Consider the following 25,067-nt stretch of genomic DNA (forward strand, 5'->3'; position numbering starts at 1 on the left):
GTCGCGAAAACGCTAGGTTTCCTTTCGAGCGCTTTGTCCATATTGAAGTTATTGGAACAAGCCAACAAGGAGGATCCATCGTGGCAATTCCTCAGCTATCCCACGAGCAGCGTCTAGAGGCGCTAGACAAGGCGGCGAAGGTGCGGCGTGACCGCGCGCAACTCAGGCGAGACTTGAAGGACGGGTCAATTGGCATTGCCGAGGTCGTAGAACGAGCAAAAACGGATCCCGTGGCGGCCCGCCTGCGGGTTCGCGCCATGCTCCTCGCCCTTCCCGGAGTTGGGGAGATCAAAGCTGATCGCCTCATGGAGCAGGCAAAGATCTCGCCGAACCGGCGAGTTGGTGGCCTCGGTGTGCTCCAGGTGCGCTCCCTTCTTGATCGCCTGAGCTAACTAGCGCGATTGCCCATCTGCCACAACGATGTGGCAACATGGGGGCATGGTTGAATCGCGCTCAAAAATATTTGTTATCGCTGGCCCTTCGGGGGTTGGTAAAGGCACTCTGGTGACGGAGCTAACCAAGCGAAGCGATGCAATATGGGTTTCGATTTCGGCAACCACTCGGGCTCCGCGCCCGGGCGAAATTGACGGGGTGTCTTACTTTTTTGTTTCGGACGAGGAGTTCGATCGCCTCGTTGATAGCGGGCAGATGCTGGAGTGGGCAATTGTGCACGGCAGTGCGCGCTACGGCACCCCGCGTGGGCCGGTTGAAGAAGCGGTAGCGTCCGGGAAAATCGCAATTCTTGAGATTGACCTTGCCGGCGCGCGCCAGGTGCGCCAATCCGCACCCGAGGCGACGCAAATTTTCATCGCCCCGCCGTCGTCGGAGGAGCTGGAAAGGCGGTTGCGCGGGCGCGGCACGGAAACTCCCGAGCAAATCGAGCGGCGCCTGCAAACCGCACGCGTCGAGCTGGAAGCAGAAGGGGAGTTCGACGTCGTCGTCGTCAATGACAGCGTGAACCGTGCCACCGATGAACTTCTTCAAATCATTGGGATTTCCCGCTAGACTGAAGCGCTGAAGCTTTTAAGCCCGAACGCGCCCGGAGCGCGAGTCGGTGACTTATCTCAAGAAGGGAAGTCAATGTTCGGAACTGTTCCGGAACCCGAAGGCATTACCAATCCGCCCATCGATAATCTTCTCAAGAAGATCCCGTCGAAGTACGCACTGTGCTCTATCGCCTCCAAGCGTGCCCGTCAGGTGAATACTTATCGGCAGGAAATGGCACGAGGGGACGCCAACATTACAACCTACGGCGCGCTCGTTTCCGCTGACCCGGAAGAAAAGCCCCTCTCCATCGCTTTCCGCGAATTGGATGAGGACAAGCTGGACTGGTCCATCGACGGCAAGTCTCCTGCCGCTGAAGATAGTGCGGAGGAAGCTACTGGCAAGGATGCGGTGGCCCGTGATGAGGAGTCGGTGGTTTCTGACGCGGCGCAGACCGGCGCGGAAGAGGCGCAGGAAGCCGCGGAAGCTACTGATGAGGCTCCTGAGGCGTAACTTTTTGAGGGAAACACGTGGATAAGGACCTCGGTTCACCCCGAGTAGTGGTAGGCGTCACCGGTGGTATCGCGGCATATAAAGTCGCAACGCTGGTGCGTTTACTCGTTAAAGCGGGAATTGACGTCACGGTGATCCCCACCCCGCAATCGCTTTCGCTCGTTGGTCGTACCACCTGGGAGGCGCTCACCGGCCATCCCGCGCTGACGGAGGTAACCGACGACGCCGCTGGGGTAGCCCATGTGCGAATTGGAACCCATGCGGATCTGGTTATCCTAGCGCCCGCCACCGCCAATACGCTGGCGAAAATGCGACTGGGAATCGCCGATAATCTCCTCACCAATACGCTTTTGGTGGCGCAGTGCCCGGTGCTGGTGGCGCCCGCGATGCACACCCAGATGTGGGAGAACCCGGCAACCCGGGACAATGTAGAAACCCTGCGCGGGCGCGGTATTCACGTGATGGAACCGGATTCGGGCCGGCTCACCGGAGAAGATTCCGGCAAGGGTCGTATGCCCGAGCCAGAAGATATTGCTGAGCAGGCTTTCGCACTTCTCGGTATGCGTAGCGACTTAGCGGGAACGCGGGTTGCCATTTCTGCTGGCGGCACGCGTGAGGCCCTGGATCCGGTACGATTCCTGGGGAATCGCTCTTCCGGTCGATTCGGAATTGAAATCGCGAAAAAACTACTCGCGCGCGGTGCTGAGGTTCGGCTCGTGGCTGCGAATGTGGAGACCGCACTTCTCGAGCAAGTGCGCGGTGCGAGGATTGAGCGTCTGAGCTCCACGGCCCAGCTGCATGAGGCGATGGACGCGGCGGCGCGTGAGGCGGACGTGGTAATTATGTCCGCGGCGGTGGCCGATTTTCGGCCCAAGGACGTGGCTAGCTCGAAGCAAAAGAAAGATGGTAGTGCTTCGCGCATCCTCGAGCTGGTGGAAAATCCCGATATCCTGGCCGATCTTGGGCACCATCGGCGTCGTGAAAATCAACTGATTATTGGTTTCGCGGCGGAAACAGGTGACGAGCGCGGCAGCGTGGTGGACTACGGGCGCCGCAAAGCTCAACGCAAAGGCACCGACCTAACGGTGGTCAACGAAGTGGGAGATGCTACCGGTTTCGGTGATGTCTCGACGGCGATCACCGTGCTCGATTCGCACGGGCAGACCGTGGCGCAGGCAAGCGGCACGAAGGCGCAGATGGCGAACGTAATTGTGGACGCCATTGCGGAAAGAATTTACGCGGCGGGCGGCGAAGGTTCCGCCCGAGACTACACTAGGTAAGGGGAGCTTTACCTAGAGCAGAGATTGCCCTGCGCAATACTTTTTTAAACCAGAGTCTTGAGGAAACCAAGGAGTTAGAAATGACGTACCTGCTGCCGTTCACGTCCGAATCCGTGACGGAGGGCCATCCTGATAAATTGTGCGATTTGATCTCGGACACCATTTTGGATGCCATGCTCGAGCAGGATCCGGATTCCCACGTGGCGTTGGAGACGATGGTTACCACCGGCCTGGTTCACATTGCCGGTGAGGTTACCACCGCTTCCTACGTGGAGATTCCGCATCTGGTGCGCGAGGCTATTCAGCGCACCGGCTATAACTCCTCGGCGGTCGGATTCGACGGCGCCTCCTGCGGCGTCACCACCTCCATTGGCCAGCAGTCCCCGGATATTGCGGCCGGTGTGGCGAACTCCCTGGAATCGCGTAGCACCTCGGATATTGAGCGTTACTCAATGCAGGGCGCGGGCGACCAGGGAATGATGTTCGGGTACGCCACCAATGAGACGAAAACCCTTATGCCGGCGCCTATTCAGCTGGCCCACCGCTTGGCGGAGCGGCTGGCCGATGTGCGAAAGAGCGGCGCGGTTCCTTTCCTGCGCCCGGATGGCAAGAGCCAGGTGACGATTGGTTACGACGGCGATAAGCCGGTGGAACTCGACACCGTGGTGCTCTCTACCCAGCACGATGAAAATGTGCAGATTGATTGGTTGGCCGATACCCTCAAGAACCACGTGCTTCTTCCGGTGCTTGAAGAGGAAGGCCTGGACCTGAACACCGACAAGATGAAGCTCCTGGTGAATCCTTCGGGGCGTTTCGTCATTGGCGGGCCCATGGGGGACGCCGGAGTGACGGGCCGCAAGATTATTGTGGATACATACGGCGGCTTCGCCCGCCACGGTGGCGGCGCGTTCTCCGGAAAAGATGCCTCGAAGGTGGATCGCTCGGGTGCGTACGCCGCGCGGTGGGTGGCCAAGAACGTGGTTGCCGCCGGGCTCGCCTCTCGGTGCGAGGTGCAGGTGGCTTACGCCATTGGGCGGGCCGAACCTGTTTCGGTGCGCGTCGATACTTTCGGTACTGAAACGGTCCCGGCCGATCGGATCCGCAACGCCGTTATGAAGGTGTTCGACCTGCGCCCGGCAGCCATTATCGACTCTTTGGATTTGAAACGTCCGATTTTCGCCAAGACGGCCGCGTACGGCCACTTTGGGCGGGAGATTCCCGAGTTCACCTGGGAAAAGACCGATCGCATTGAGGAGCTGCTGCGCGCCGCATAAGTTGGCGGGAGTGACGCGGCTGGCGCGGGCATAACTAAAAACCGTGTCGGGGCAACGCGCTACCCTGTGTGTATGGACGAAATTGCGGGACTAGGGGAGATACCCGAAATAGGGGAGCAGGGGCTCCTACTTGATGTGCCTCGCCGGGCGCGGGAAGTGGCCGGCGAGGTGGCTAATCCTATCGTTCATGTGCGGCCGATCGTCTCCCACCCGCAACTGGACCACGAGTTTGACTACCTCGTGCCGAAGAAATTCGACTCCGCGGCCGTTGTGGGCGCGCGGGTGGTGGTGGAACTGGGGAGCCGGCGCGTGCCCGGCTTCATTGTTCGCCGCGACTCTCAGACTCGCAGCGGTGGCCATCTGCGCCCGCTCTGCCGCGTGGTTTCCTCGCTCCCGGTGCTCACCGCGGAGGTCTACGAGCTTGCTCGCGAGGTGTCACGGCGCTGGGCGTGCACGGTTGCCGATGTTTTGCGTCTGGCTGTTCCAGAGCGGCACGCGCGGGTGGAAAAAGAGTTTTTGGAGGCCGCCGACGCTGGAGATACTGTGCGGCCTGATGAAGCGGCGGCGGGCCCGTGGGCAGGATACGACGGCGGTCCGGAGCTAATCGGGCACCTCAATGAGGGGAAGAAACCAGCTGCTGTGGTAGCGGGGCTCCCCGGGCGGTTCGGCAATCTCGAGGTTGTGAGCGCCGCGGCTCAGGCTACTCTCCACGCCGGGGGCTCGGTTTTGATCGTTTTCCCCACGCAGCGCCTGGCCCACGCCGCCGCGGAATATCTGCACCGCGAACTCGGGCAGACTGTGGCGGTGGCGAGCTCTGAAGATCCGCAAAAAATTCGCTATGAGAATTTCCTTCTCTCCCTTTCGGGCCGGGCAAGAATTCTAGTGGGTACGCGGGCGGCCTGCTGGTGGCCGGTACCAAAGCTGGGTTTGGTTATCGTTGCCGACGACGTCGCCCACACTCTGCGAGAAGTCAGAGCGCCCTATAGCCAAGCCTTTGATGTGTTGCGATTGCGCGCGGAGCTAGAAGATGCGGCGTTCATCTCCTACGCTCCATATATTTCCGAAGCGGGTGCGCAGGCGGTGCGCGAGGGAGCCGGGCTGATTGAGGGAACCGCGCCGGCCAAGAGATCGGTGATGCCGCGCGTTTCCGCGGCCGAACAGTGGAATTCTGATGACTCCCTGCGGATCCCCGCTCCCGCCTTTACCCTGGCCCGGCAGGGGCTAGCGAAGGGGCCGGTACTTTTTGTGGTTCCCCGTTCTGGCTATATTCCGCAGATGGCCTGCGAAAACTGCCGGGAAGTAGCCACCTGCAACGAGTGCGGCGGTGATTTGAGCATCCCGCATTCGGGGCGCGGGCCGCACTGCACCGTGTGCGGGTCAAGGACTGCGCACTGGCGATGCCGGCATTGCGGTTACGGCAGAATGCGTGCCCGCAGGATTGGATCACATCGCACGGCGGAAGAAATCGGCAGGGCATTCCCGGGCGTCGGGATCATTCTCTCGGGTGCCAGCTCGCCAGATGGCGTGGTCGCGGAAGTATCAGACGAATCAAGAATCGTTGTTTCCACGCCGGGCGCAGAGCCATCGGTCCCCGGAGGGTATGCGGCAGCGATTATCCTCGATTCGCGTTATCTACTCGGGGCGGGCCTGGACGCGGAGACTCTCTTCGTGCGGCGCATTGCACGGGTAATTACGCGGGTGCGCCCGGCCCGGGAGGGCGGGCACGTTATGCTCGCCGGCCACGCGGACCTCGATCTTGTCGCCTGCCTAGCGCAGTGGGATCATGGCGAGCGCGCCCGGCGATCCCTCGAGGAGCGCGCACAACTAGCCTTGCCGCCGGCATCTCGCTGGCTAGCGGTATCCGGCGAATTGGCGAATGTACGCACCTATTTGGGGATGCTACGCGCCGAGCTTCGCTCCAAATTCGCGGCGGGTAAGGGGGAAGCGGAGGAACGGCGGAAGCCCGCAGAACATGGGAGGCACGATGAAAACCCAGATCCCGAAGAAAACATCGAAGTGGAGTCACTGCTAGTTGGCGGAGTCCATAGCTTGGTGCCGGGGATTGCGCTACTCGGGCCGGTTCCCGGGCAGCGACGCGGTGAATACACGGTGTATTTGCGCACCGATAGGGTACGAGGGGCCGAACTGACAGCGCGGGCGCGGCGCACCTACGGCGGATACCGCGGAAGCGGGGCCGGTGCACCCCTGCGCCTGGAAGTCGATCCATTAATGTGAGCCCATTTAAACCATTCATATGACCCCTTTGAAACCATTAATATGCTCCGACTTGATGTGAGCCAAAAATGCTTCACCTAATAGGTTTCGGGAGGCGCTAGCGAGCGCCACCCCGCTAGACTTGGACGGTGCGAATTCTTTTTGCCGGAACCCCGGCCACCGCGGTTCCATCCTTGGAAAGACTTATTGACGACGGCTTTGAAGTAGCCGCCGTTCTCACCCGCGCGCCTGCCCCGGTGGGACGAAAGCGAATCCTGACTCCTTCGCTGGTGCATCAGCGAGCCGAAGAACTCGGTATTCCGGTCCTTACCCCACGGAGCCTCAAGGATCCCGAGATTGGAGAGGCCATTGCGGGATTGGAGCCTGAGGCCGTCGCCGTCGTCGCCTACGGCCTCATTATCCCCAAGGCGCTTCTCACTGTGCCGCGGTTTGGATGGATTAACCTGCATTTTTCCTTGCTTCCCAAATGGCGAGGCGCAGCGCCAGTCAACTACGCTCTCGCCGCCGGTGACGAAACTACTGGTGTTTCCGTTTTTCAGATCGAGGAGGGCTTGGACACGGGCCCTGTCCTCGCGCGGGAAGAAACTCCAATTGGTGCCCGCGAAACCGCCGGCGAGCTACTCGAGCGCCTGGCGGCGGACGGCGCGGCGACGCTCTCCGCAACCTTGCGAGGACTGGCGGACGGAAGCGCCCAGGCCGTGGCGCAACAGGGCGAAGCCAGCTATGCGCCGCAGTTTTCCAGCGCGTGGGCACGCGTGAATTGGGCAGAACCGGCAACCGCAATCGACGCAAAGATTCGCGCTGCCACCCCCGTCCCGGGAGCCTGGACAACGCTCGGAGGTCACCGGGTGAAGCTCGCGCCGGTCGAAATTGATGCGAGCGCGCAGCATGATTCGCTGCCCGAGCAAGACTCGGAGCTCGAGCAGGATCTCGCGCTGAAGCAGCACTCGGCTCCAGGGCAGAATCTGGCGCCGGGCGAGATTTCCGGCGAAGGCTGGGTGGGTACCGGAAGTACTCCGGTACGGCTCACCCGCGTAGCTCCCGCTGGCAAACAACATATGGACGCCGGCTCGTGGCTACGAGGGGCACGGCTAGAAGCCGGAACCACATTTGACGCAATTGAGGAAGACGAGGAGAACAGGTGAGTAAAGACCGCAACGACGGATGGGTACCCAAGCGTAAGCGCAGTGATCGGGCGCGACTGGTGGCCTGGGATACGATCTGCGCCGTGCGCGAGGATGACGCTTACGCAAATCTCGTTCTTCCGGAAGCAATTGATCGGGCTCGTTTGAACAAACTCGACGCCTCCTTCGCCACGAACCTAACCTATGGAACGCTCCGCCTACAGGGCCGCTATGACGCGGTGATCGCACGTTGCTCGCAAGATCGACCCGTGGACGATATTGATGCGCCGGTGCTGGATCTATTGCGAATGGGATGCCATCAGCTCATCGAATTGGGTACCCCGCCTCACGCCGCGATTAACGAGACGGTGGCCATTGCACGCAATGAGCTGGGGCAGGGGACCGGCGGTTTCATTAATGCTATTTTGCGGCGAGTTTCCGAGCGGGGAGACTGGAGGGAAGTTCTGCGCTCCACCTCGGCCAACAAGGAGCAATTCCTTTCTGTCTGGTACTCCCATCCGCGTTGGATTGTGGCAGAGCTTCGCGAATCTTTGGCACAGTTCGGGCGCGAGGATGCCCTGGAAGATGTTCTTGCCGCGGATAACGAACCGGCGAAGGTTGCCCTCCGAGCCCGCGATATGAGCGTTGATGCGCTCAAGGAACGAATTGAGCGGGCGAAGATGGCGTGGTCGGCACCTTACTTGGTGCCCTCGGCCGTGCTTTTAGCGCACGGAAATCCGGGCCGCCTCTGGCCAGTCCAAGACGCGGCCGCGGGGATCCAAGATGAGGGCTCGCAACTCGTTTCTCTAGTTTTCGCCAATCTCGAGGTCAGCGCCGGAACCGACGAGCGCTGGCTCGATATGTGCGCGGGCCCGGGCGGGAAAACGGCGACGATCGCGGCGCTGGCCGCGCAGCGAGGCGCAACGGTTTTTGCCAACGAGCCACACGCTCATCGCTTGGATCTGGTGGCCGAAGCCGTCGAACGTTTTTCCGATATCGTCGCCCTACGCGAGGGAGACGGGCGCGAAATTGGCGATCTAGAGCCAAATGGTTACGATCGGGTGCTGGTGGACGCACCGTGTTCTGGCCTGGGGGCGCTGCGGCGCCGTCCCGAGGCGCGCTGGCGAAAGCGCCCCGAGGATATTGAGGAGCTCACCCAGCTCCAGGGTCAGTTGCTTGACTCTGCCTACCAGGCGGTGCGTCCGGGTGGCGTTCTGCTCTACACCACCTGTTCTCCGGTGGTGCGCGAAACCGCCGGCGTGATTGAAGCTTTCCTGGCTCGCCATCCGGAAGCGGAAGTGGCCGACGTGACGCAGACGGCAAACAGTGAGGCGTTGGTTCCTGTTTCGTCAACCGGTACGACGGCGCAGCTCTGGCCGGACCTCCATCACGCCGATGCGATGTATATGGCACGTATCCTAAAGAAGTAATAGCGCCCGTGCGGGCGGCTCGCCCGAAGCGCCTCGCTCCGCTCGAGCCGGGATCAAAAGTGCTCCACACAGCCAAAGCAGAAGGGAAAGCAAGCCGATGAGCGTTCAGATATCGCCCTCGATCCTCAATTGCGATTTTGGGCATCTTGCCGATGAGCTCGAAAAGATCTCCAACGCCGACTACGTGCATTTCGACGTAATGGATAATCACTTCGTCCCGAACCTTTCCTTCGGGGTGCCGCTTTTGGAAAAGGTCGTGGAAAACACCAGCGTCCCGGTGGACGCCCACCTCATGATCGAGGATCCCGATACCTGGGCGCCGCAATATGCCGAGGCCGGTGCCGCCTCGGTAACCTTCCACGCCGAAGCGTGCAAAGCACCGTTGCGCCTGGCCCGCGAACTGCGAAAGATGGGAGCGCGCGCCGGTATCGCCCTGAAGCCGGCTACCGACATCATCCCCTACGTGGATATTCTCAACGAATTCGACATGGTGCTGATTATGACCGTCGAACCCGGATTTGGTGGCCAGTCCTTTATTGAAAGCATGATGCCCAAAGTTGAGCGTACCCGCGAGGCCATCGATAAATACGGCCTTGACGTCTCGCTCCAGGTTGATGGCGGAATTTCCCGGGCGACAATTGAGAAAGCCGCGCGGGCGGGCGCTACGAATTTTGTGGCCGGATCGGCGGTGTTCCGGGCTGAAGATGCGTACGCGGAAGTAGATACACTCCGCAAGCTGGCACAAGAAGCCTGCTAGGGCGACATTGCTTTATCCGCCCCAACGCCTATGATGGGGTGGTACGAAAATCTACAACAGTGCTCCGGGGTCAGTGAAAGTCTGAACCGGCGGTGAAAGTCCGCGAACCGCGCAAGCGGTTGACGAGGTGAAATTCCTCGACCGACGGTTAAAGTCCGGATGGGAGGCGCACTAGCAATTCGGCTTGCCCGCGTGGCACGCCGGATCCGCTTGGGCTACTTTCCCCGCAGTGCATGAGGGAAAGGTCAGAATGGTTCGGAAAGTCCCCGCGGTTCTTTTCGGTCTGCTGGTGCTGTGCACCTGGTGGGTCGCTTCCACCTTCGGGTGGGTGAATCCCGCTTTCTTGCCGACGCCGCAGTCGGTTCTGGAACGGGTGGGCCAGGGACTCGTAAAGATGAATGAATCCGGGCCGGAAGCCGGATATCTCGCCCTAGCGCTCAAAAATACCCTCGCCGAAGCGCTGGCTGGGTGCTTGATCGCCGCCCTGGCCGGGATTCCGCTGGGATACGCCATCGCCAAATCCCGCCTTTTCTCCTCCATTATTCAGCCCTACTTGGCTGCCTCGCAGGCCGTCCCGGCCGTGGCGATTGCCCCGCTCCTCGTGGTCTGGATTGGATATGGCTTCGTTCCGGTGGTGGTGCTCTGCGTCATTATGGTGATTTTCCCAATTATTGTTTCCACCTCCGTGGGTATCACTCAACTCGACCGAGATGTTTTGGGGGCGGCCCGGCTTGACGGCGCTCATGGTTGGTCGCTGTTCCGCCGAATAGAGCTTCCCATGGCCGCTCCTTCGGTGCTCGCCGGAATCCGCACAGGTTTCACGCTTTCCGTCACCGGCGCGGTCGTGGGCGAAATGATTATTGGTGGGAACGGCCTGGGGACGGAACTTACTCGGGCGCAAAGCGCTGCCGATGTGCGAGGACTGTTTGCCGTCGTCGTCGTGATGGCGGCCGCCGCGATCAGCCTCTACAGCCTTCTGTACTACTTAGAAAACCGGGCAAATGCGGCCGCCGGTGTAACCCGCGCCGCAGCCCACAAGAGAAAGGTACGTCCATGAAACTTCGTCATTGGCTCGTTGCGCTCGTCTCCGCCACGCTGGCCTTGAGCGGTTGCTCGGCGGGCGCAGGAAACGGCGGGAACGGCTCGGAAAAGGAGGCCAGCCAGTCGGCCGCGAGCAACGCGCCCCTAACGGTCGGCCTCACCTACGTTCCTGATATTCAGTTCGCACCGCTCTATGTGGCCCAGGAGAAGGGCTACTTTGCCGAGGAAGGTTTGGATATCAAACTTCGCCATCATGGCGCGCAGGAGGGACTCCTCACCGCCCTGCAGGGCGGAAGCGAGGACGTTGTTTTTGCGGGTGGAGACGAAATGCTCGAAGGTCGCTCCAATGGGGTGGACGTGGTGAACTGGGCCACCATGTACCAGAAGTATCCGGTCACGCTGATTGTGCCCGAAGATTCCAAGATTCACACTCCGGCCGACCTCGTCGGGAATTCCATCGGTCTGCCTGGCCCCTACGGGGAGAACTACTACGCCCTACAGGCCATGTTGCAGGCCTATGACCTCGAAGGGAAAGTCGATGTGCAATACATCGGCTACACCCAGGCTGCTGCGCTTTCCTCCAAGCAGGTTGATTCGGTGGTCGGATTCTCTAACTCGGATGTTCACTCGATCGCGCGCCAGGGTATGTCGGTGCGAACGGTTGAGATGATGGAGGGCGGTTTGCCTTTGGTTGGGGTGGGGCTCGGATCCCTGCGCCCAACTTTGGAGGCGCGTAGCGAAGATTTCACTAAGCTCATTCGCGCCCTGGACAAGGCAGTAGCCTTTGCCCGCGAAAATCCCGAGGAAACGGTCAATATCACCGAGAAGTTTGTGCCCTCCTTGGCCGAACCCGAGGAGCACGCCAACGCGCTAAAGGTTCTTGATTCCACCCTCAATCTTTACGAAGGTGCGGAAGTTTTCGGATCGCAGGATGCGCAACGCTGGGGTGAAATGGCGGAATTCATGGGCCAGAAAATTCTCCAGGCGCCGCTCGACGTCGAAAGCGCGTACGTGGATCTGACCAAGTAGGGTGCGGGCACCGCGTCCGGTGGAGAAGGGCCTGGAGGGCGGGCCGATCGGCCTGGAAAACTACGGGCCACATAAGGGATAGCGAAGGGCGAGCGCGTGGACACCGTCGAGGTGCCGTGCGCTCGCCCTTTATACTGCGGAACTGTGAAGACTTTTGAAGCACTATTTTCCGAACTCACGGAAAAAATTGAAACCCGGGCCGAAGGTTCCGGGACTGTTCGGGAATTCGACGCCGGGGTGCACGCGATCGGAAAGAAAATCGTTGAAGAAGCGGCCGAAACGTGGATGGCGGCCGAGTACGAATCCGATGCCCAGTTTGCCCTCGAGGCCTCGCAACTGATTTATCACCTGCAAGTTATGATTCTGAAAAAGGGTCTCACGCTCGAAGATATCTATCGGGAGCTCTAGCGCGATCCCCGGCGCGTCACGGAAGAGAGGGATTTATGCTGCGTATCGCGGTACCGAATAAGGGCGCGCTTTCCGAGCCCGCCTCGGCTCTTTTGCAGGAAGCCGGCTACCGGCAGCGCCGCCAAAGCCGGGAACTCGTGCTGGTTGACGCCGAAAATCAGGTGGAGTTCTTCTTCATTCGCCCCCGTGACGTGGCAATTTACGTCGGCACCGGCACGGTGGATGTGGGCATCACCGGCCGGGATCTTTTGCTCGATTCGCGTGCCGACGCCGTCGAACACTTGCCCCTGGGTTTCGCGCGCTCAACGTTCAAATTCGCCGCTCCTGCTGGCACCATGACCACCTTGGAAGATCTTCGGGGCAAGCGCATCGCTACCTCGTATGATCACCTGGTGCGGATGACCCTCGACAAGCGCAATATTGAAGCGAAGGTGGTGCACCTCGACGGAGCGGTGGAATCCTCGGTGCGGTTGGGCGTTGCCGACGCCGTTGCCGACGTCGTCGAAACTGGCTCCACCCTGCGCGCGGCCGGGCTAGAAACCTTTGGTGAAACGCTCCTGGAATCCGAGGCGGTGCTTATTTGCCGGGCCGGGCAAGAACCCGATGGTTTGCAAATCCTTGATCGGCGCCTGCGCGGAGTGCTGACGGCTCGCGCCTACGTTATGCTGGACTACGATGTGCCGGCTAAGCACCTGGAAGAGGCGGCGGATATCGCCCGCGGTATTCAATCGCCGACTATTTCCAACCTTCACGACAATGGGTGGTATGCGGTTCGCATAATGGTACCGCGCGATTCAATGAACGCCACCATGGATAAGTTGTACGACGCCGGTGCCCGCGGCATCGTGGTGACACCAATCTTCGCCAGCCGCCTTTAGCGGCCCGCGGCGAGCGGGCCTTGGCGGTGAGCCAGCTTTGAGTGGCCGGATCTGAGCGGCGGGCGTGAGCACCGAGCGGCCCGGCCCGCTTTTAGAAATCTGCGCTGATCATTTTCGCGGCTGCGTATCCGGCAGCGCCGGCGGCAAGGAAATTGAGCGGGTCATCCTCCAGGCCGCGGCCCATGGTTCGAAGCTGTACCGGGCTGGAGCGAAGCGGTTCTTCGAGCGCGCTGGCCGGAACGTCAAAGCGGGTCAGTCGGGGATTTTCGAATAGCAACTTCAGGCCGGCGGCCAGGCGCTCACGCGCGGCGGCGTCTACCAGGCTGGCAAGTTCCCCAGTGGAAAGATCGGGTACCGGGCAGAGGCCAGGGGTGAGGGCCACTCGCGAAAGCGCGGTGAGCGAATGGTGCGAAAGTCCGAGATGGCGTTCGCGCTTGTCGGCGCTCGACATTCGCAGGAGCCCAATCGCCCGGCCAGCCAGCGTGTTAACGGCGTTCACCGCATCACCGACGCGCGTGCCGGAAAATCCCCAGCGTGTATCTGTTCCCAAATTCCCGGGCCCTTGGGTAATGATCGCCAGATCCGCGTTCCACACGTGCTTTGCGGCAAGCAGAGCGGTGTGCATATTGACTGTCTCTAAGCTTCCTCCGAAAGCCTGCCCGCAGGAAATAGTGCCCAAAATATCCCCCCGCTCCTCGAGGGTGGCGGCGGCGCGGGAAAACCAGGCGGGAAGCGCTCCGCCGTCGTCCATAATGTAGGCGATACGTGCCTGGGGGAGGCGCGAACGGACCACCGCGACGACGGCGGGCAGGGCCGAATGCAGGTCGGCTACTACTACCGGCATTCCCTCAATCGAGTCGGCACTGCGCAAACGCGCGTGGTAGGGCGACTCCTGCTCGTCGATACCGAGCGTCATGTACTGCATGGGGGTGTAGCGGGCCTTGACGATATGGCCCGGTTGCGGCTCTGGAGGTTCGGGCAGGCGGTCGGGGAGTGCGCAAATGAACATATAGCCACCGGTCCCCAGGCCGCGGTCGAGGGCGGCCGATTGCAAAAGAACGCGGTCGCCCAGTTGCGGACTGCCCACCATGGGGAGGTAGGCGAGGGCGCGGGCCACGCCGCCCGAATCCAATTCCACCTCGCATTCAACGCACTGCGACCAGTTATCCACAAGTGCCCGAACGGTACCTTCACGCCAAGTCATCACGGGTTTTACTTTATGTGATCGGACGCGTCTCGGGCGCGCCGGTGAAGTGGGTGCTTTTCATGCTTTAGGCTAGGAACCATGAGGCAGGATAAGCGTGCGGCATCGGAGCGCCAGCTGGCGTTACTGGAAACAATCGCCGCTAATCCTGGTATTTCCCGCGAAACCGTGGGGCGCGAAGTCCCCGCCTATTCAAACTGTGCAAGTGCCGGCGCTTTCCAACGGATGTTCGAGCGTGATGTGAGCGACCTCCGCGATGCCGGATACCCGATCATTGCCGAAGCGGCGGGTTATTTCTTGCGGACGGCCAGCCGGGTGGAAATGGAGGTTTCCGCCCTGGATGCGGGGCTCATCCGCTCTTTGCTCAGCGCTTTGCCCAGTGGGGATGCGCGGGCAAAAACGGCCGGAAACGGTTTGCTCAAGTTGCTTTCAGACGCCCGGGATGATCGCCCGCAAGCGCAACGAGCCAGCGTTATCGCCTCGATTCCTACCGGCACCGAGGTGATCGGAGTGGCTCAGGCTCTGGGGGAATCTCGGCGCGTGGCATTTGACTACCAGCGTGGGCCGGATACGGTAAAGCACTACCAGGCTGAGCCGTGGGCACTTTTCCATCATTTCGGTGCTTTCTATTTCTCTGGTTGGGCAAGATCTGGGCAGACCTGGGGTGAACGAACATTCCGCTTGGACCGGATTATTGACGGTAGCTTGACCCTGGGCGAGGAGGCCTCCCACGCGCGCGAGCAGGGGGACTCCTCGACCGCCTTCACCTCAGACTACGTGGTACTTTCCATAGCCGACGGCGAGGCCGAACCGCTTCGCACCCGGGGTGAAAAGCTTGCCTCCACCGAGCCGGGCTTCGCTTTCTACGAATACCGTGATTATCCGAAGAACCGCCTTTTTGAGGATCTGTGCCTCTACGGTTCGAGCGTGCGCATCGCCGCGCCCGCTGAGTTGCGCGCGGAGTGGGAAGCTCGGGTTGCACATCTGGGGGCGGTTGCTCGGGCCGATAGCGAGGAAGGACGCGGCGCGGATGCCTAGGGAGAATCGAGCGAGTATTTCTGAGGTGGTCTTGGTCAATGCCATGCTCGTTTATCTTTCCGGGCGGGAAAGTACTACCCTCGGAGAGCTCGCGGAGCATTTCCGCATACCGTGGAAGGAAGCGCTAGCCGCCTTGTGGACGGCAAATCTAGCGGAAACCGCGAGCCACGAGATTCCCTACGATCTAGAGCTTCCTGATCCCGATGGTCAATGGGATGGAGAAGGCGAGGAGCCAGGGCCGGGAGCGCGGGTGAGTTTGCGCGCTGGGGCGGCTCGCATATCCCTAGGTCTAGATGAGTTGCTTATCGTGCTAGCGCTGATTGACTCAATACTGGAGATTTCTCCATCCGGCCCGCAGGCGGCTGCTGTGCGTGAAACTCGCGCCAAGCTAGCCGCTTCCGCGAGCGAGCGAGGCTTTGGTACGGCGTTGTGGGACCCTCCCCAGACAGTTGCGGATGCGGCCACCACTTCCGCCGTCGACCAGGCAATCCAACAAGAAAGCTACCTAGAGTTTGAGTACTACCGGCCGGCGGGCGGCGCGGCGGAAAGCGAGCGGGTAAACGTTGTTCCCGTCGACGTGAAATCCGGTGTCAACCCGCTTCTGCGTGCGCTCAAAGACGGCGAGTTTCGGTATTACCGGCTGGATCGAATAGGCGGCGCCCGGGTGGGCGAACCCGCCTCTGCGGCGAAGTCGCGAGCCGCACAGAAAGCCCGAGACCGAGCCGATCGGAAGGAAAAGCGGGCGCTTGAGGACCACGGGAGTACCTGGAGCCCGGAAGGCATTTTGGTTCAGCTAACCCTTGATCCGCGGGCTCGCTGGGTGGCCCAGGCACTTCCAGATGCTCGGATAATTCCAGCCGAAAACAGCGGCGATTTGCGGATTGAGTTTCACGCGCGCAGCGTGGAATGGCTGATGACTTTCTTGGTGCAAATCGGGCAAGACGTCAAACATATTGGCCCGCCCGCACTCGCCGCGCGGGTGGCGCACGCATGCCAGGCCATGAATTCATTAGGCAAAGGAATTGCCTAGAGGGGAGAACCTGTGGTCAACGAATCGTTACTCGTAACCGACTACGTGGAGAGCTACCGCGCACGAGGCATGACGCTCGATGAGTTCCAGGTCGAGGCCTGCCGTTCGCTGGCACGCAGCCGTGACGTACTCGTTTCTGCGCCGACCGGATCGGGGAAAACCGTCGTCGCGCATTTCGCGGTCTACCTGGCGCTCGCATCCGAGCGGCGGTGCGTGTACACCGCGCCAATTAAGGCGCTTTCGAACCAGAAGTTCACCGAGCTACGCGAGCTAATTGGCGAAGATAATGTTGGTCTGCTCACCGGGGATCAGACGATTAATCGCGATGCGCAAATCATCGTTGTCACCACCGAGGTGCTGCGAAATATGTTGCTGCACGCCGACCCGGAAATTGAAAATTTTGGCTACGCGGTGCTCGACGAAGTCCACTACCTCTCCGATCGTGATCGCGGACCGGTATGGGAGGAGACGATTCTTTCCCTGCCCGAGCACGTGCGCCTCGTTTCCCTCTCCGCCACGATCGCGAATACCGACGAGCTCGCTTCCTGGATGCGTTCGGTGCGCGGCCCCACCGATCTGATTGTTTCCCACACTCGCCCCGTCCCGCTCGAACAATCGGTGGCCCTGGGGAAGAAGTTCTTCCCTCTTTACGATGACGCCGCTGGCTCCGCGCCGCGCCCGCATCCCAGCCTGGTCAACGCCCTGCGCCAACGGGAAGACGAACCGCCGCGCCGAATGGGAGATAAGGATCGACGCCGCATTATCGGGCAACTGGCCAATCGCGAAATGCTTCCGGCCATTGAATTCATCTTTTCCCGCAAAGGATGCGACCGCGCGGTGGACGCACTGCTGCGGCGTGAGGTAGTGCTCACCACCGACGCCGAGCGGGCACAAATACGCGAGGAGATCGCGCGCCTACGTGACTCAATGGATGATTCGAACCGGCGCGCGGTGGGATTTGAACGAGCGGCCCAGGCGCTCGAGCGCGGATACGGCGCACATCACGCGGGCGTGTATCCGCCGCTGAAAGAACTCACCGAAAAGCTCATGGAGCACGGCCTCTTGCGGATTGTGTACGCCACCGGAACGCTGGCACTCGGCATTGATATGCCAGTGCGAACGGTGGTCCTGGAAGAGCTCACGCGCTGGAACGGCACCAGCTTTGTGGATCTGACGGCTACCGAATATACCCAGCTTATTGGTCGGGCCGGCAGGCGCGGAAAAGACGCCGTCGGGTACGGGGTGGTAATGGGGAATTCCCAAACCGATGCCGAATATCTGGCGGAGTTGGGCTCTGGGAAAGTGGAGCCGCTTCTCTCGGCATTCCAGCCCTCCTATAACACCGTGATCAATTTGCTCTCGGATCGCTCGTATCGATCTGCTCGAGACGTAATGAACCGTTCTTTCGCGCAATATCAGCGCAATGCGGACCTGGGAAACGTGACCGCGCGGCTGGAGCGAGTGCGGCGCCGAATTGGCGCAGAAGAGGCTCGATTGCAGTGCGATCGAGGCAACGTTGTGGAGTACATTCGCCTCCGCGCGTCCGGCGGGCGCGGCCGTAAATCGGCGCGAAAACAAGCTAAGCGAGAATATCGCGAGCACATCGCACAGTCCTTCGCCAATTTGCGGACCGGCTCGGTCTACGCCTATGCCGCGGGCCGCGAGCTGTTTTATGGCATGGTCACCTCCGCCGATCGGCACCGAGCGCGGGTCGTGGACTGGAACGGGGATATGTACTGGCTCTATGAGGATGAGCTGGCCTCGGAAATGCGGCGGCTGGGGGAGGCGGAAGTCCCCTTCGGAATGTCGTTGAAGAAAGCGGATGTGCGCGACCAAGTCGCCGATTCGATTCTTGACGTGGTGGCTGAGCGAGCGGATTTAGGTTTGGATCGGGACCTGCTTGAATCGTGGGCGCGCTTTGCGCCCCCGCGTGACGAAAAGGTACTGGAGCACCCCTGCGCTTCTTGCCCGGATATCGCCCAGCACGTGCGCGAGGGGCAAGAACTGCTAGCGCTCGATCGCTCCGAACGTGAGCTCGCGGGGATTGCCGAATCCTACGAAGACTCGGTGGGCCGAGAGTTTGACGCCACCGCGGATGTTTTGCTTGAGCTGGGAATTCTTCAGGTAGCGGATGCTGATTCGCAAACCCCGGGCGGCCGGGAGGTTCGCCTCGGACGGGGCGCAAACCAATTGCGGGAAATCCATACCGAAACCGATCTGTTGCTCTACACCTGTTTGGCGAGTCTTCCCGAGGGCGCGCTGACCTCCGCACAGCTGGCGGGCTGGACGTCTATGTTCCTCAACGATGATCGGCTCGGTAGCGCGTATCCGCGCTCACGCGAGCTCTTTGAGCTGGCGCGCGCCGCGCGAGGCGAGGCAGATTTCCTTCGCTCTGTGGAGGCAAAACACGGCATTGACCGGACTCCGGACGTCACTCCCGGATGCGTGGATGTTTTCGCGCAGTGGGCGGGTGGGGCAAACCTCGAAACCTGCTTGGAAGCCTCGCGGCTTTCCGCTGGTGACTTCATTGGTGCGGCGCGGCGTTTGATTGATATTTTGGGTCAGATCGTGGTTGCGACGGAGGGCACCTGGATTTCCGATCTGGCCCACCAGGCTCGCGATGCGGTGCGCCGCCGCGAGCTGGTCAGCTAAGACGCGCGAAGCTCACGCGGGCACTACTAACCAAAGGAGAGTAAATGAAGGCCGCCAGATTCTTGGCAACCCTGCTTGGCTCCGGCCTAACGGGGATGCTCCTTTATGCCGCCTTCGCTCCCATTGCTTTCGGCCCCGCAGCAATTGCCGGCATTGCTCTCCTCGCCGTCACCACCTCTCGCCGCCGCGCGGCCGCCAGCTTCCTCCTCGGTTGGCTCGCGGGCTTTATATTTTTCGCGTTGCTTTTTTCCTGGACGCTTGAGGCAACAGGGGAGTGGCTACCTCGCCTCGCCCTCGCCGCCGTTGAAGCGCTCTACATCGGCGCCACCGCCGTCGGCTGGCGTCTGATCGCGCTGGCGCGTTCCCGCTTGCCGCGCGCACGGGGAAGCCTGGCGAGCGCGTTCTTATCGGACCTCGCCTGTGCGGCGGTATGGGTAGCCTTCGAGCAACTTCGCGGAGAGTGGCCATTTGGCGGCATGCCGTGGGGAACCTTGGCTTTTTCGCAGGGGGAAACGCCGCTTTTGCGCCTGGCGCCGTGGGGATCGACCCAACTAGTTGGCTTCACGGTGGTACTTATCGGGCTTCTGGCGGCGCGGGCCGGAACGTATCTGGCGGGCGCAAACCTCTTTAGCTCTTCGGTGGCGGCTTTGTTGGCCCTCGCATTCTTTGTGGCGCCGGTAGCGGTGCCGGCGCAGTCCTCGGCGGGTGAGAAAATCACCGTGGGATTTGCTCAGGGCGAGGTGGCGCCGGCCAGTGCCCCGCTCGAGTGGCGCGAGCGCGCCCTGGGAGTGACAGCAAATCTGGCTCGCGCCAGCCAGGCCATGACGCCCGGGAAGATTGACCTTCTGCTCTGGCCTGAATCAGCCTCAGATATCGACATTCGGGAAGATCCCGAGGCTCGAGAGGTTGTGGACGGGGTAGCCGCGCGCCTGGGCGTGCCTATCCTGCTGGGAACCCAGCGTTATTGGGAGGACCCAGCTTCCGGTGCCCAAGACGGTTTCTCTGTTTCTCGGCGCACCAATGACTACGTAGTTTTTACCGCACAGGGTGAGATCTCCGGTGCGTACACCAAGCAACACCCGGTGCCGTTTGGTGAATACATGCCTTACCGCGATTTCTTCCGCCAGTTTTCCGCCGCTGTCGACCTCGTGAGCGTCGATATGATTCCCGGCTCGCTTCCGGCGGTGCTTGACGTACCGCTGGGGGAGCGCACCGTCCGGGTCGCCACCCCGATCTGTTTCGAGGTGGCGTATAACGACATTTCGGCGCGAGCCGTGCGCGAGGGAGCGCAGCTGCTCGTGGTACCGACCAATAACGCGTCCTTTGGCCACTCGGCCGAATCGGCGCAACAATTTGAGATGACGCGTTTCCGGGCGGTGGAATTGGGCCGGACCGCAATTCAGGTTTCGACGGTTGGAGTTTCGGGGATCGTTGAGCCCGACGGCGTCGTTCACTCCACCACGGATACCTGGACGGAAGAGAGTCGCACTGCCACTGTCGGATTGCGCCAGGGAATCACCTTTGCCGCGCAATTTTACGAGCTCATCCACGCCGGAACCTATCTTTTGGGCAGCGGCGTAATAGCATTGGCCACATACCTCGTCCTCGTGCACGGGCGTAAAGAAAGGAAGCACCAATGAAGGTACTGGTAACGATTCCGACCTATAACGAGGCCGAGAATATCCGCCGAATTATCGACCGCACGCTGGCCGCCGTTGAAGACGCCGATATTTTGGTGGTGGACGATAACTCGCCGGACGGTACCGGGCAAATTGCCGATGAGCTGGCCGAGGAAAACCCGCGGATTCACGCGCTCCATCGCCATGAAAAGAACGGCCTCGGCCGGGCTTATATTGACGCCTTCGGGTGGGCGAAAGAGCACGGATACACCCACGTGGTGGAAATGGACGCGGACGGCTCGCATCATCCCGAGCAGTTACCGCTGTTGCTTGAGCGTGCGGCGATGAGTGATCAGCCGGATTTGGTTATTGGTTCGCGTTATGTGCGCGGCGGCAAAATTGACGGATGGTCGAACTCCCGGCTATTGCTATCTAAGGCGGGCAATGCATACATCAAACTCATGCTGGGATTGCCGGCCGCGGACGTGACGGCGGGATTCCGCGTCTATCGTATCGAGATGCTCGACAAGCTCGACCTGGATTCCGTCGAAGCCAAGGGGTACTTCTTCCAGACGGATATGACCGATCACGTCCATCGCGCCGGCGGCCGTATCGTGGAAATGCCGATCACCTTCTCTGAGCGCGAGGCGGGGGAGTCTAAGCTTTCCGGTGCGGTGTTCACGGAGTCACTTAAGCGCACGACGACGATGGGCGTGCAACGCCGCGGCAAGCAACTTAAAGAGTTTTCCGAACAGCTAGTCGCTAAACTTCGCCAGCGCGGGGAGTAGCACTGTGGCGTCCGCAAGGCCAAAGACTTTGCGGACGCCACAGCGTAAATATGAGCGAGGATCGGATCTAGCGATGCCGACCCACGCCAACATGCAACTGTCCGTTGCGCAAAAGCTCGAGACGCTCATCGAGAAGGACCTTCAGGTCCTCAACCTTGCGACGTTCCAGGAGCATATCCCAGTGGGTCCGCGGGGGCTTGGGCGGCTTGCGATCGTCCACGCCTTCGCCCTCAACAAGTTCGGCTTCATCACCGCAGCGGCAGGTCCAAGCCATGGGGACCTCGGCATCAACCGCCATGGAGACCCGGAACTTATGACCTTCCTTGCACTGGTACTTGACTTCCTTATGTTGCACGAAAGCAACATTCTTATCGGTTTCCAGGGAGTTCGTTCCAATGCGCATTCCGCGAAGCGAGCGTTCCGCCATACGTTTTCTCCTTATCCAGGCTTGCCATCAACTCGTTTATTCTAAACGCAGTTTTTCTTCGGGTTGTTCCCGCTCCCTCCCGAACAGCGCAAAACCGGGCGAAAGTGGAGATGGACGAACCCGCGATTTACCAGAGCTCTTTGCCGATAATGTACATTATGTCAAATTGGCGATGTCTCTTCTGACTGTCACGATAGCGGTTATTTTGCGGTCCTCCCCGCTTGGGATCGCGCTAGTAGCCAGCGCGAATTGCTCGCTCGAAGCGTTCCTGCTCCTGTGCGACGGCGTCGTGCACTCCGCTGAGCACCGCGGCCAGCAATGACTCGAGGCGCGAATCAAGATCTTCTCCGCGCAAGGCGGGCACGTGAATGAAAACCGCCGGGAAAATGCTCTGGTAAATCAGGTACGCGGTGTAGTTGCACAGGTACTTTCCGGCATCGGTGGACGCCTGGGCGGCAAAGCCAGCGGCTTCGATGCAACTTGCCAGGCGCTCCACATCGAAACGTGACATAACACCTTCGGGCCCGCCGGGAATGATTTGCTCTGAAGTGGGCAGGTTTCCGGCATTATCAGCACTTGCGGGATCGAGCTGATTTCGCCCCACGGCTTCGACCGAGATATGCGGGCGCGAACCGTCCTCCCCCAGGCAAAGAACGATTGTGGGATGGCTACGGATAATCGCGGTGTCTAATTCACGCGCGAGTCGCGAGTAATCAACCGGAAGTTGCGCCAAATGCAGGTGAACCCGCTCAGCCGAAAAGCTTTTTTCCAGGGCGCGGGCCACAAGCGCGGAAACGTTTTCCTCCGCGCCGCCGAATGGCTCAAAATACGTAACGAGTACTCGCACTGGGCTCCCCTACGCCCTGCGCCGCGCCTTTTCGGCCCGCTTCTTGGCGAGCTCGTCTTCGACGTCGCCCGCGTCGGCGTGTTCGGTGGGTAGCTGCGCGAGGGAACCCTCGACTTCGCTCCACACCTTCCCGACGGCGATGCCGAATACTCCCTGCCCGCCTTTGACGAGGTCGATCACCTCTTCGTCCGACGTGCACTCGTAGACCGAGGCGCCGTCGGACATAAGGGTGATTTGCGCGAGGTCTTCCACTCCGCGCTCTTGGAGTTGCGCAATGGCCTGGCGAATCTGCTGCAGGGACACGCCGGTATCGAGTAGCCTCTTGACCACCTTGAGGACGAGGATGTCGCGGAAGGAGTAAAGGCGCTGGCTACCGGATCCGGAAGCATTTTGGATGGAAGGCGAGACCAAGCCGGTGCGATCCCAGTAGTCAAGCTGGCGATAGGTAATTCCTGCGGCCTTGCCGGCGACCGGCCCGCGGTATCCCGTCTCGGCGTCGAGTTCGGGTAAGGGGTCGCCAAAGAGCATCGGCTGCGTGCGCATTCCCTGCTGATGCGCGATGGCGTCGCTCATATCTACTCCATTCCTTGCGTGGATGCGGCTTCGGCCGCATGTCCAACGATATAGCAGGAAGAAGTTTCCGCCTGCGTGATGCGTCGGCGTGTCGAAAGCTCAAGCTGTACTTGAGGTGTGGCAAAAACCTAACCGCTACTCTCGCTAGCTTAGCGCTTTTCTGGGTAGATGGTTGTGAAACGTGTGAAAGATGTGAATCCGCGGACGGATGCCCGCCCTAGCGAACGCTGACCTCAATATCTTCGGCCAATAGAGCGCGGTAAAGACGGGCAAACTTTTCCAAATTTTCGTCCGCGCGAGCCAGTGCGCGCTCCCTTTCCACCGCGGATTTCTTAGCCAACTGCGGAGCGAGGGACGCCAGAATTGCGTGGGCATGTGAATGTGCCGAGGTGCGCACCGCGCGGACTTGATGCAGATCAAACCCGGCCTCCAGCAACATCACGGTATACCGCATCACATCCGGAGCTTGAGCCGAGAGGCGCCCGCGCGCGTCGGTCTGCAAGATACCAGCGTCGATCACGGCCTGAATCGTGGCCACCTCAATTCCGGTGATATCGGCAACCTCTCCCACGCGGAGGCGCTCCCCCGGTTGCGGACGGCGCACTTCGCGCTCGTTGACGAGCCGCATGGTGCGCGGGTGCTCGGTGGAGACTCCACTGTCGAGCTGATGGAGTTCCTCGCGGATTTGGTCAAGCGGTAGGTAGCTATCGCGCTGCTCGCGTAACACAAAACGGAGGCGCTCAACATCGGCCTGCGAGAAAAGGCGCTGGTTAGTTGCGGTCCGGTGCGGGCTAATCAAACCCACCGATTCGTAGTGGCGGATCTTTGACACTGAGAGCATAGGGAATTCGGCGTTCAGGATTCGCCGAACCTCCCCGATTTTTAACTGCGGATCGTGGGGAAGATTCTGAGGCCACTGCAGATGCTGGCCTGAGTTGTCTGATTCACGAGCCGCGTTCTTCGCGGCTGATGTCACGCTGCCGCCTTTGATCCGTAGTACGTAAGCCGGAACTTACCGATCTGAATCTCGTCGCCTATCTTGAGAACCGCTTCATCAACGCGCTCTCGATTGACGTAGGTACCGTTAAGGGATCCGGAATCCCTCACCTTGTAGCCGCCGTCGATCCGAATGAACTGTGCGTGGCGGCGGGAAACGGTGACGTCATCCAAGAAAATATCGGACCGCTGGTGGCGCCCCGCGTTCGTCACCTCGCCGTCAAGGAGGAAACGGGCGCCAGCGTTGGGGCCGGACTGTGAGATCAAAAGGGCGGATCCTGCCGGGAGGGCGTCAATCGCCGCAAGTTCCTCGGGTCGGAGGCTACGATCGACGGTCGGCTGCTCGGCCGGCGCCCCAATCGCCGTAAAACGTGACGTTTCGTTGGGATCCCCCGCTGTTGATCGAGGGTCGAACTGCTGCGCCATAATGCCTCCTCATCCGCCCATTGGAAACCGCCGGTAACTCGGCAGTAAGTCGGTAACAATCGTATAACGGGCGGGCAAAGAACTCTAGCTGGTCCAGCTGTGAAAATTCTCGGGAGCCGGGGCGGCGCTTTGCGGCGTTCCTCGACGGCCCGCGCCCTAAGGTCGCGCAATTAGGCCGAGCCTGGGCTACTTAGTAGCGCGCACTCCATGGAGTAGCCTGCACTCCAATTAGTGGGGCAGGCGGCTTTTGCGAGCGCACGCTCCAGATGTGAACCCCGTCTCCGTGATGGCTTCGTCTTGGAAACTTCACCGCCGCTGGTGTAATCTCAATTGGTCGCATGGCGACGGGCTATGGCGCAGTTTGGTAGCGCACTTGACTGGGGGTCAAGGGGTCGTGGGTTCAAATCCCGCTAGCCCGACGGAGAGATTCCCGCGAGTTAGAGCCAGAAGGTTCAGCTCGCGGGATTCGCATTTAAGCCGGAGCGCCACCCATTCGGCACCTGTCGCTAAAAAT

At 60.7% G+C, this 25,067-nt stretch carries 24 protein-coding genes, 1 tRNA gene and 1 riboswitch; of the genes, 19 read left to right on the top strand and 6 right to left on the bottom strand.

Going from position 1 to position 25,067, the window contains the following annotated elements; all coding sequences use genetic code 11:
• Positions 1 to 80: 80 nt before the first annotated feature.
• The 13 genes from mihF (at position 81) to hisG (ending at position 12,953) form a co-directional block, all read left to right on the top strand.
• Complete coding sequence (gene mihF, locus BN2664_RS02455; protein ID WP_007001804.1) at positions 81 to 392, top strand: integration host factor, actinobacterial type; 312 nt, start codon at positions 81 to 83, stop codon at positions 390 to 392.
• 46 nt (positions 393 to 438) lie between these two features.
• A complete protein-coding gene (gmk, locus tag BN2664_RS02460) occupies positions 439 to 1,005 on the top strand; it encodes a guanylate kinase (RefSeq protein WP_007001803.1) in 567 nt (188 codons plus the stop codon).
• 75 nt (positions 1,006 to 1,080) lie between these two features.
• Positions 1,081 to 1,497 carry a DNA-directed RNA polymerase subunit omega gene (rpoZ, locus tag BN2664_RS08950; RefSeq protein ID WP_007001802.1) on the top strand — a complete coding sequence of 139 codons (417 nt, stop codon included), beginning with the start codon at positions 1,081 to 1,083 and terminating at the stop codon, positions 1,495 to 1,497.
• Between the two features lie 17 nt (positions 1,498 to 1,514).
• Positions 1,515 to 2,777, top strand: coding sequence for a bifunctional phosphopantothenoylcysteine decarboxylase/phosphopantothenate--cysteine ligase CoaBC (coaBC, locus tag BN2664_RS02470; protein ID WP_007001801.1), 1,263 nt, complete (start codon positions 1,515 to 1,517; stop codon positions 2,775 to 2,777).
• Between the two features lie 80 nt (positions 2,778 to 2,857).
• Complete coding sequence (gene metK / locus BN2664_RS02475; protein ID WP_007001800.1) at positions 2,858 to 4,051, top strand: methionine adenosyltransferase; 1,194 nt, start codon at positions 2,858 to 2,860, stop codon at positions 4,049 to 4,051.
• 72 nt (positions 4,052 to 4,123) lie between these two features.
• Positions 4,124 to 6,286 carry a primosomal protein N' family DNA-binding protein gene (locus tag BN2664_RS02480; protein WP_007001799.1) on the top strand — a complete coding sequence of 721 codons (2,163 nt, stop codon included), beginning with the start codon at positions 4,124 to 4,126 and terminating at the stop codon, positions 6,284 to 6,286.
• Positions 6,287 to 6,414: 128 nt separating this feature from the next.
• A complete protein-coding gene (gene fmt, locus BN2664_RS02485; protein ID WP_007001798.1) occupies positions 6,415 to 7,431 on the top strand; it encodes a methionyl-tRNA formyltransferase in 1,017 nt (338 codons plus the stop codon).
• Positions 7,428 to 8,840, top strand: coding sequence for a transcription antitermination factor NusB (locus BN2664_RS02490; RefSeq protein ID WP_007001797.1), 1,413 nt, complete (start codon positions 7,428 to 7,430; stop codon positions 8,838 to 8,840). Before fmt ends, BN2664_RS02490 begins: the two co-directional genes overlap by 4 nt.
• A gap of 97 nt (positions 8,841 to 8,937) precedes the next feature.
• Complete coding sequence (gene rpe, locus BN2664_RS02495) at positions 8,938 to 9,597, top strand: ribulose-phosphate 3-epimerase (protein ID WP_007001796.1); 660 nt, start codon at positions 8,938 to 8,940, stop codon at positions 9,595 to 9,597.
• Between the two features lie 56 nt (positions 9,598 to 9,653).
• A riboswitch (FMN riboswitch) is annotated at positions 9,654 to 9,772 on the top strand.
• Positions 9,773 to 9,847: 75 nt separating this feature from the next.
• On the top strand, positions 9,848 to 10,654 hold the full coding sequence (locus tag BN2664_RS02500) for an ABC transporter permease (RefSeq protein ID WP_007001795.1): 807 nt from the start codon (positions 9,848 to 9,850) through the stop codon (positions 10,652 to 10,654).
• A complete protein-coding gene (locus BN2664_RS02505) occupies positions 10,651 to 11,667 on the top strand; it encodes an ABC transporter substrate-binding protein (RefSeq protein ID WP_007001794.1) in 1,017 nt (338 codons plus the stop codon). Before BN2664_RS02500 ends, BN2664_RS02505 begins: the two co-directional genes overlap by 4 nt.
• Before the next feature lie 144 nt (positions 11,668 to 11,811).
• Positions 11,812 to 12,075, top strand: a complete 264-nt coding sequence (locus BN2664_RS02510; protein WP_040317380.1) for a phosphoribosyl-ATP diphosphatase — start codon at positions 11,812 to 11,814, stop codon at positions 12,073 to 12,075.
• Positions 12,076 to 12,110: 35 nt separating this feature from the next.
• Positions 12,111 to 12,953 carry an ATP phosphoribosyltransferase gene (gene hisG / locus BN2664_RS02515; protein ID WP_007001792.1) on the top strand — a complete coding sequence of 281 codons (843 nt, stop codon included), beginning with the start codon at positions 12,111 to 12,113 and terminating at the stop codon, positions 12,951 to 12,953.
• A 91-nt stretch (positions 12,954 to 13,044) separates the two neighbouring features.
• Here the strand turns inward: hisG and BN2664_RS02520 are convergent, their stop codons facing one another.
• A complete protein-coding gene (locus tag BN2664_RS02520; RefSeq protein ID WP_007001791.1) occupies positions 13,045 to 14,157 on the bottom strand; it encodes a DUF3866 family protein in 1,113 nt (370 codons plus the stop codon).
• Between the two features lie 81 nt (positions 14,158 to 14,238).
• On the opposite strand from BN2664_RS02520, the gene BN2664_RS02525 reads away from it, so the two are divergent.
• Genes BN2664_RS02525 through BN2664_RS02545 form a run of 5 tightly spaced genes read left to right on the top strand, consistent with a single transcriptional unit; the run spans position 14,239 to position 21,284 of the window.
• Positions 14,239 to 15,195 (top strand): helix-turn-helix transcriptional regulator, encoded by a 957-nt coding sequence (locus tag BN2664_RS02525; protein WP_007001790.1) that lies wholly within the window; start codon positions 14,239 to 14,241, stop codon positions 15,193 to 15,195.
• Positions 15,188 to 16,225 carry a helix-turn-helix transcriptional regulator gene (locus BN2664_RS02530; RefSeq protein WP_007001789.1) on the top strand — a complete coding sequence of 346 codons (1,038 nt, stop codon included), beginning with the start codon at positions 15,188 to 15,190 and terminating at the stop codon, positions 16,223 to 16,225. The genes BN2664_RS02525 and BN2664_RS02530 overlap by 8 nt, the downstream gene beginning before the upstream one ends.
• 12 nt (positions 16,226 to 16,237) lie before the next feature.
• Complete coding sequence (locus BN2664_RS02535; protein ID WP_007001788.1) at positions 16,238 to 18,877, top strand: DEAD/DEAH box helicase; 2,640 nt, start codon at positions 16,238 to 16,240, stop codon at positions 18,875 to 18,877.
• Between the two features lie 44 nt (positions 18,878 to 18,921).
• Positions 18,922 to 20,517, top strand: a complete 1,596-nt coding sequence (gene lnt, locus BN2664_RS02540; protein ID WP_007001787.1) for an apolipoprotein N-acyltransferase — start codon at positions 18,922 to 18,924, stop codon at positions 20,515 to 20,517.
• Entirely contained in the window at positions 20,514 to 21,284 is a 771-nt protein-coding gene (locus BN2664_RS02545) for a polyprenol monophosphomannose synthase (RefSeq protein WP_007001786.1), read from the top strand. Before lnt ends, BN2664_RS02545 begins: the two co-directional genes overlap by 4 nt.
• 67 nt (positions 21,285 to 21,351) lie before the next feature.
• Here the strand turns inward: BN2664_RS02545 and BN2664_RS02550 are convergent, their stop codons facing one another.
• From BN2664_RS02550 to BN2664_RS02570, 5 genes are all read right to left on the bottom strand, one after another.
• The gene (locus BN2664_RS02550; RefSeq protein WP_007001785.1) at positions 21,352 to 21,711 is read right to left on the bottom strand and encodes an RNA polymerase-binding protein RbpA; all 360 of its coding nucleotides are present in this window, start codon (positions 21,709 to 21,711) and stop codon (positions 21,352 to 21,354) included.
• Between the two features lie 232 nt (positions 21,712 to 21,943).
• Complete coding sequence (locus BN2664_RS02555; RefSeq protein WP_007001784.1) at positions 21,944 to 22,558, bottom strand: pyroglutamyl-peptidase I; 615 nt, start codon at positions 22,556 to 22,558, stop codon at positions 21,944 to 21,946.
• Positions 22,559 to 22,567: 9 nt separating this feature from the next.
• Positions 22,568 to 23,131, bottom strand: a complete 564-nt coding sequence (locus BN2664_RS02560; protein ID WP_007001783.1) for a MerR family transcriptional regulator — start codon at positions 23,129 to 23,131, stop codon at positions 22,568 to 22,570.
• A gap of 217 nt (positions 23,132 to 23,348) precedes the next feature.
• On the bottom strand, positions 23,349 to 24,107 hold the full coding sequence (ftsR, locus tag BN2664_RS02565; RefSeq protein WP_007001782.1) for a transcriptional regulator FtsR: 759 nt from the start codon (positions 24,105 to 24,107) through the stop codon (positions 23,349 to 23,351).
• Positions 24,104 to 24,553 (bottom strand): FHA domain-containing protein, encoded by a 450-nt coding sequence (locus BN2664_RS02570; protein ID WP_007001781.1) that lies wholly within the window; start codon positions 24,551 to 24,553, stop codon positions 24,104 to 24,106. The genes ftsR and BN2664_RS02570 overlap by 4 nt, the downstream gene beginning before the upstream one ends.
• A gap of 345 nt (positions 24,554 to 24,898) precedes the next feature.
• Here BN2664_RS02570 and BN2664_RS02575 point away from each other — a divergent pair.
• Positions 24,899 to 24,972 (top strand) — tRNA-Pro (locus tag BN2664_RS02575).
• The last annotated feature ends 95 nt before the right edge of the window (positions 24,973 to 25,067 follow it).

It is taken from the genome of Actinobaculum massiliense, from assembly GCF_001457435.1.
Classification (GTDB): domain Bacteria; phylum Actinomycetota; class Actinomycetes; order Actinomycetales; family Actinomycetaceae; genus Actinobaculum; species Actinobaculum massiliense.

Coding starts and splice junctions, on each gene's coding strand:
- BN2664_RS02550 (WP_007001785.1), bottom strand. CDS start 21,711: ATGGCGGAACGCTCGCTTCGCGGAATGCGCATTGGAACGAACTCCCTG.
- BN2664_RS02500 (WP_007001795.1), top strand. CDS start 9,848: ATGGTTCGGAAAGTCCCCGCGGTTCTTTTCGGTCTGCTGGTGCTGTGC.
- hisG (WP_007001792.1), top strand. CDS start 12,111: ATGCTGCGTATCGCGGTACCGAATAAGGGCGCGCTTTCCGAGCCCGCC.
- BN2664_RS02570 (WP_007001781.1), bottom strand. CDS start 24,553: ATGGCGCAGCAGTTCGACCCTCGATCAACAGCGGGGGATCCCAACGAA.
- metK (WP_007001800.1), top strand. CDS start 2,858: ATGACGTACCTGCTGCCGTTCACGTCCGAATCCGTGACGGAGGGCCAT.
- BN2664_RS02560 (WP_007001783.1), bottom strand. CDS start 23,131: ATGAGCGACGCCATCGCGCATCAGCAGGGAATGCGCACGCAGCCGATG.
- BN2664_RS02545 (WP_007001786.1), top strand. CDS start 20,514: ATGAAGGTACTGGTAACGATTCCGACCTATAACGAGGCCGAGAATATC.
- BN2664_RS02480 (WP_007001799.1), top strand. CDS start 4,124: ATGGACGAAATTGCGGGACTAGGGGAGATACCCGAAATAGGGGAGCAG.
- BN2664_RS02525 (WP_007001790.1), top strand. CDS start 14,239: ATGAGGCAGGATAAGCGTGCGGCATCGGAGCGCCAGCTGGCGTTACTG.
- lnt (WP_007001787.1), top strand. CDS start 18,922: ATGAAGGCCGCCAGATTCTTGGCAACCCTGCTTGGCTCCGGCCTAACG.
- BN2664_RS02505 (WP_007001794.1), top strand. CDS start 10,651: ATGAAACTTCGTCATTGGCTCGTTGCGCTCGTCTCCGCCACGCTGGCC.
- rpe (WP_007001796.1), top strand. CDS start 8,938: ATGAGCGTTCAGATATCGCCCTCGATCCTCAATTGCGATTTTGGGCAT.
- gmk (WP_007001803.1), top strand. CDS start 439: ATGGTTGAATCGCGCTCAAAAATATTTGTTATCGCTGGCCCTTCGGGG.
- rpoZ (WP_007001802.1), top strand. CDS start 1,081: ATGTTCGGAACTGTTCCGGAACCCGAAGGCATTACCAATCCGCCCATC.
- BN2664_RS02520 (WP_007001791.1), bottom strand. CDS start 14,157: ATGACTTGGCGTGAAGGTACCGTTCGGGCACTTGTGGATAACTGGTCG.
- BN2664_RS02530 (WP_007001789.1), top strand. CDS start 15,188: ATGCCTAGGGAGAATCGAGCGAGTATTTCTGAGGTGGTCTTGGTCAAT.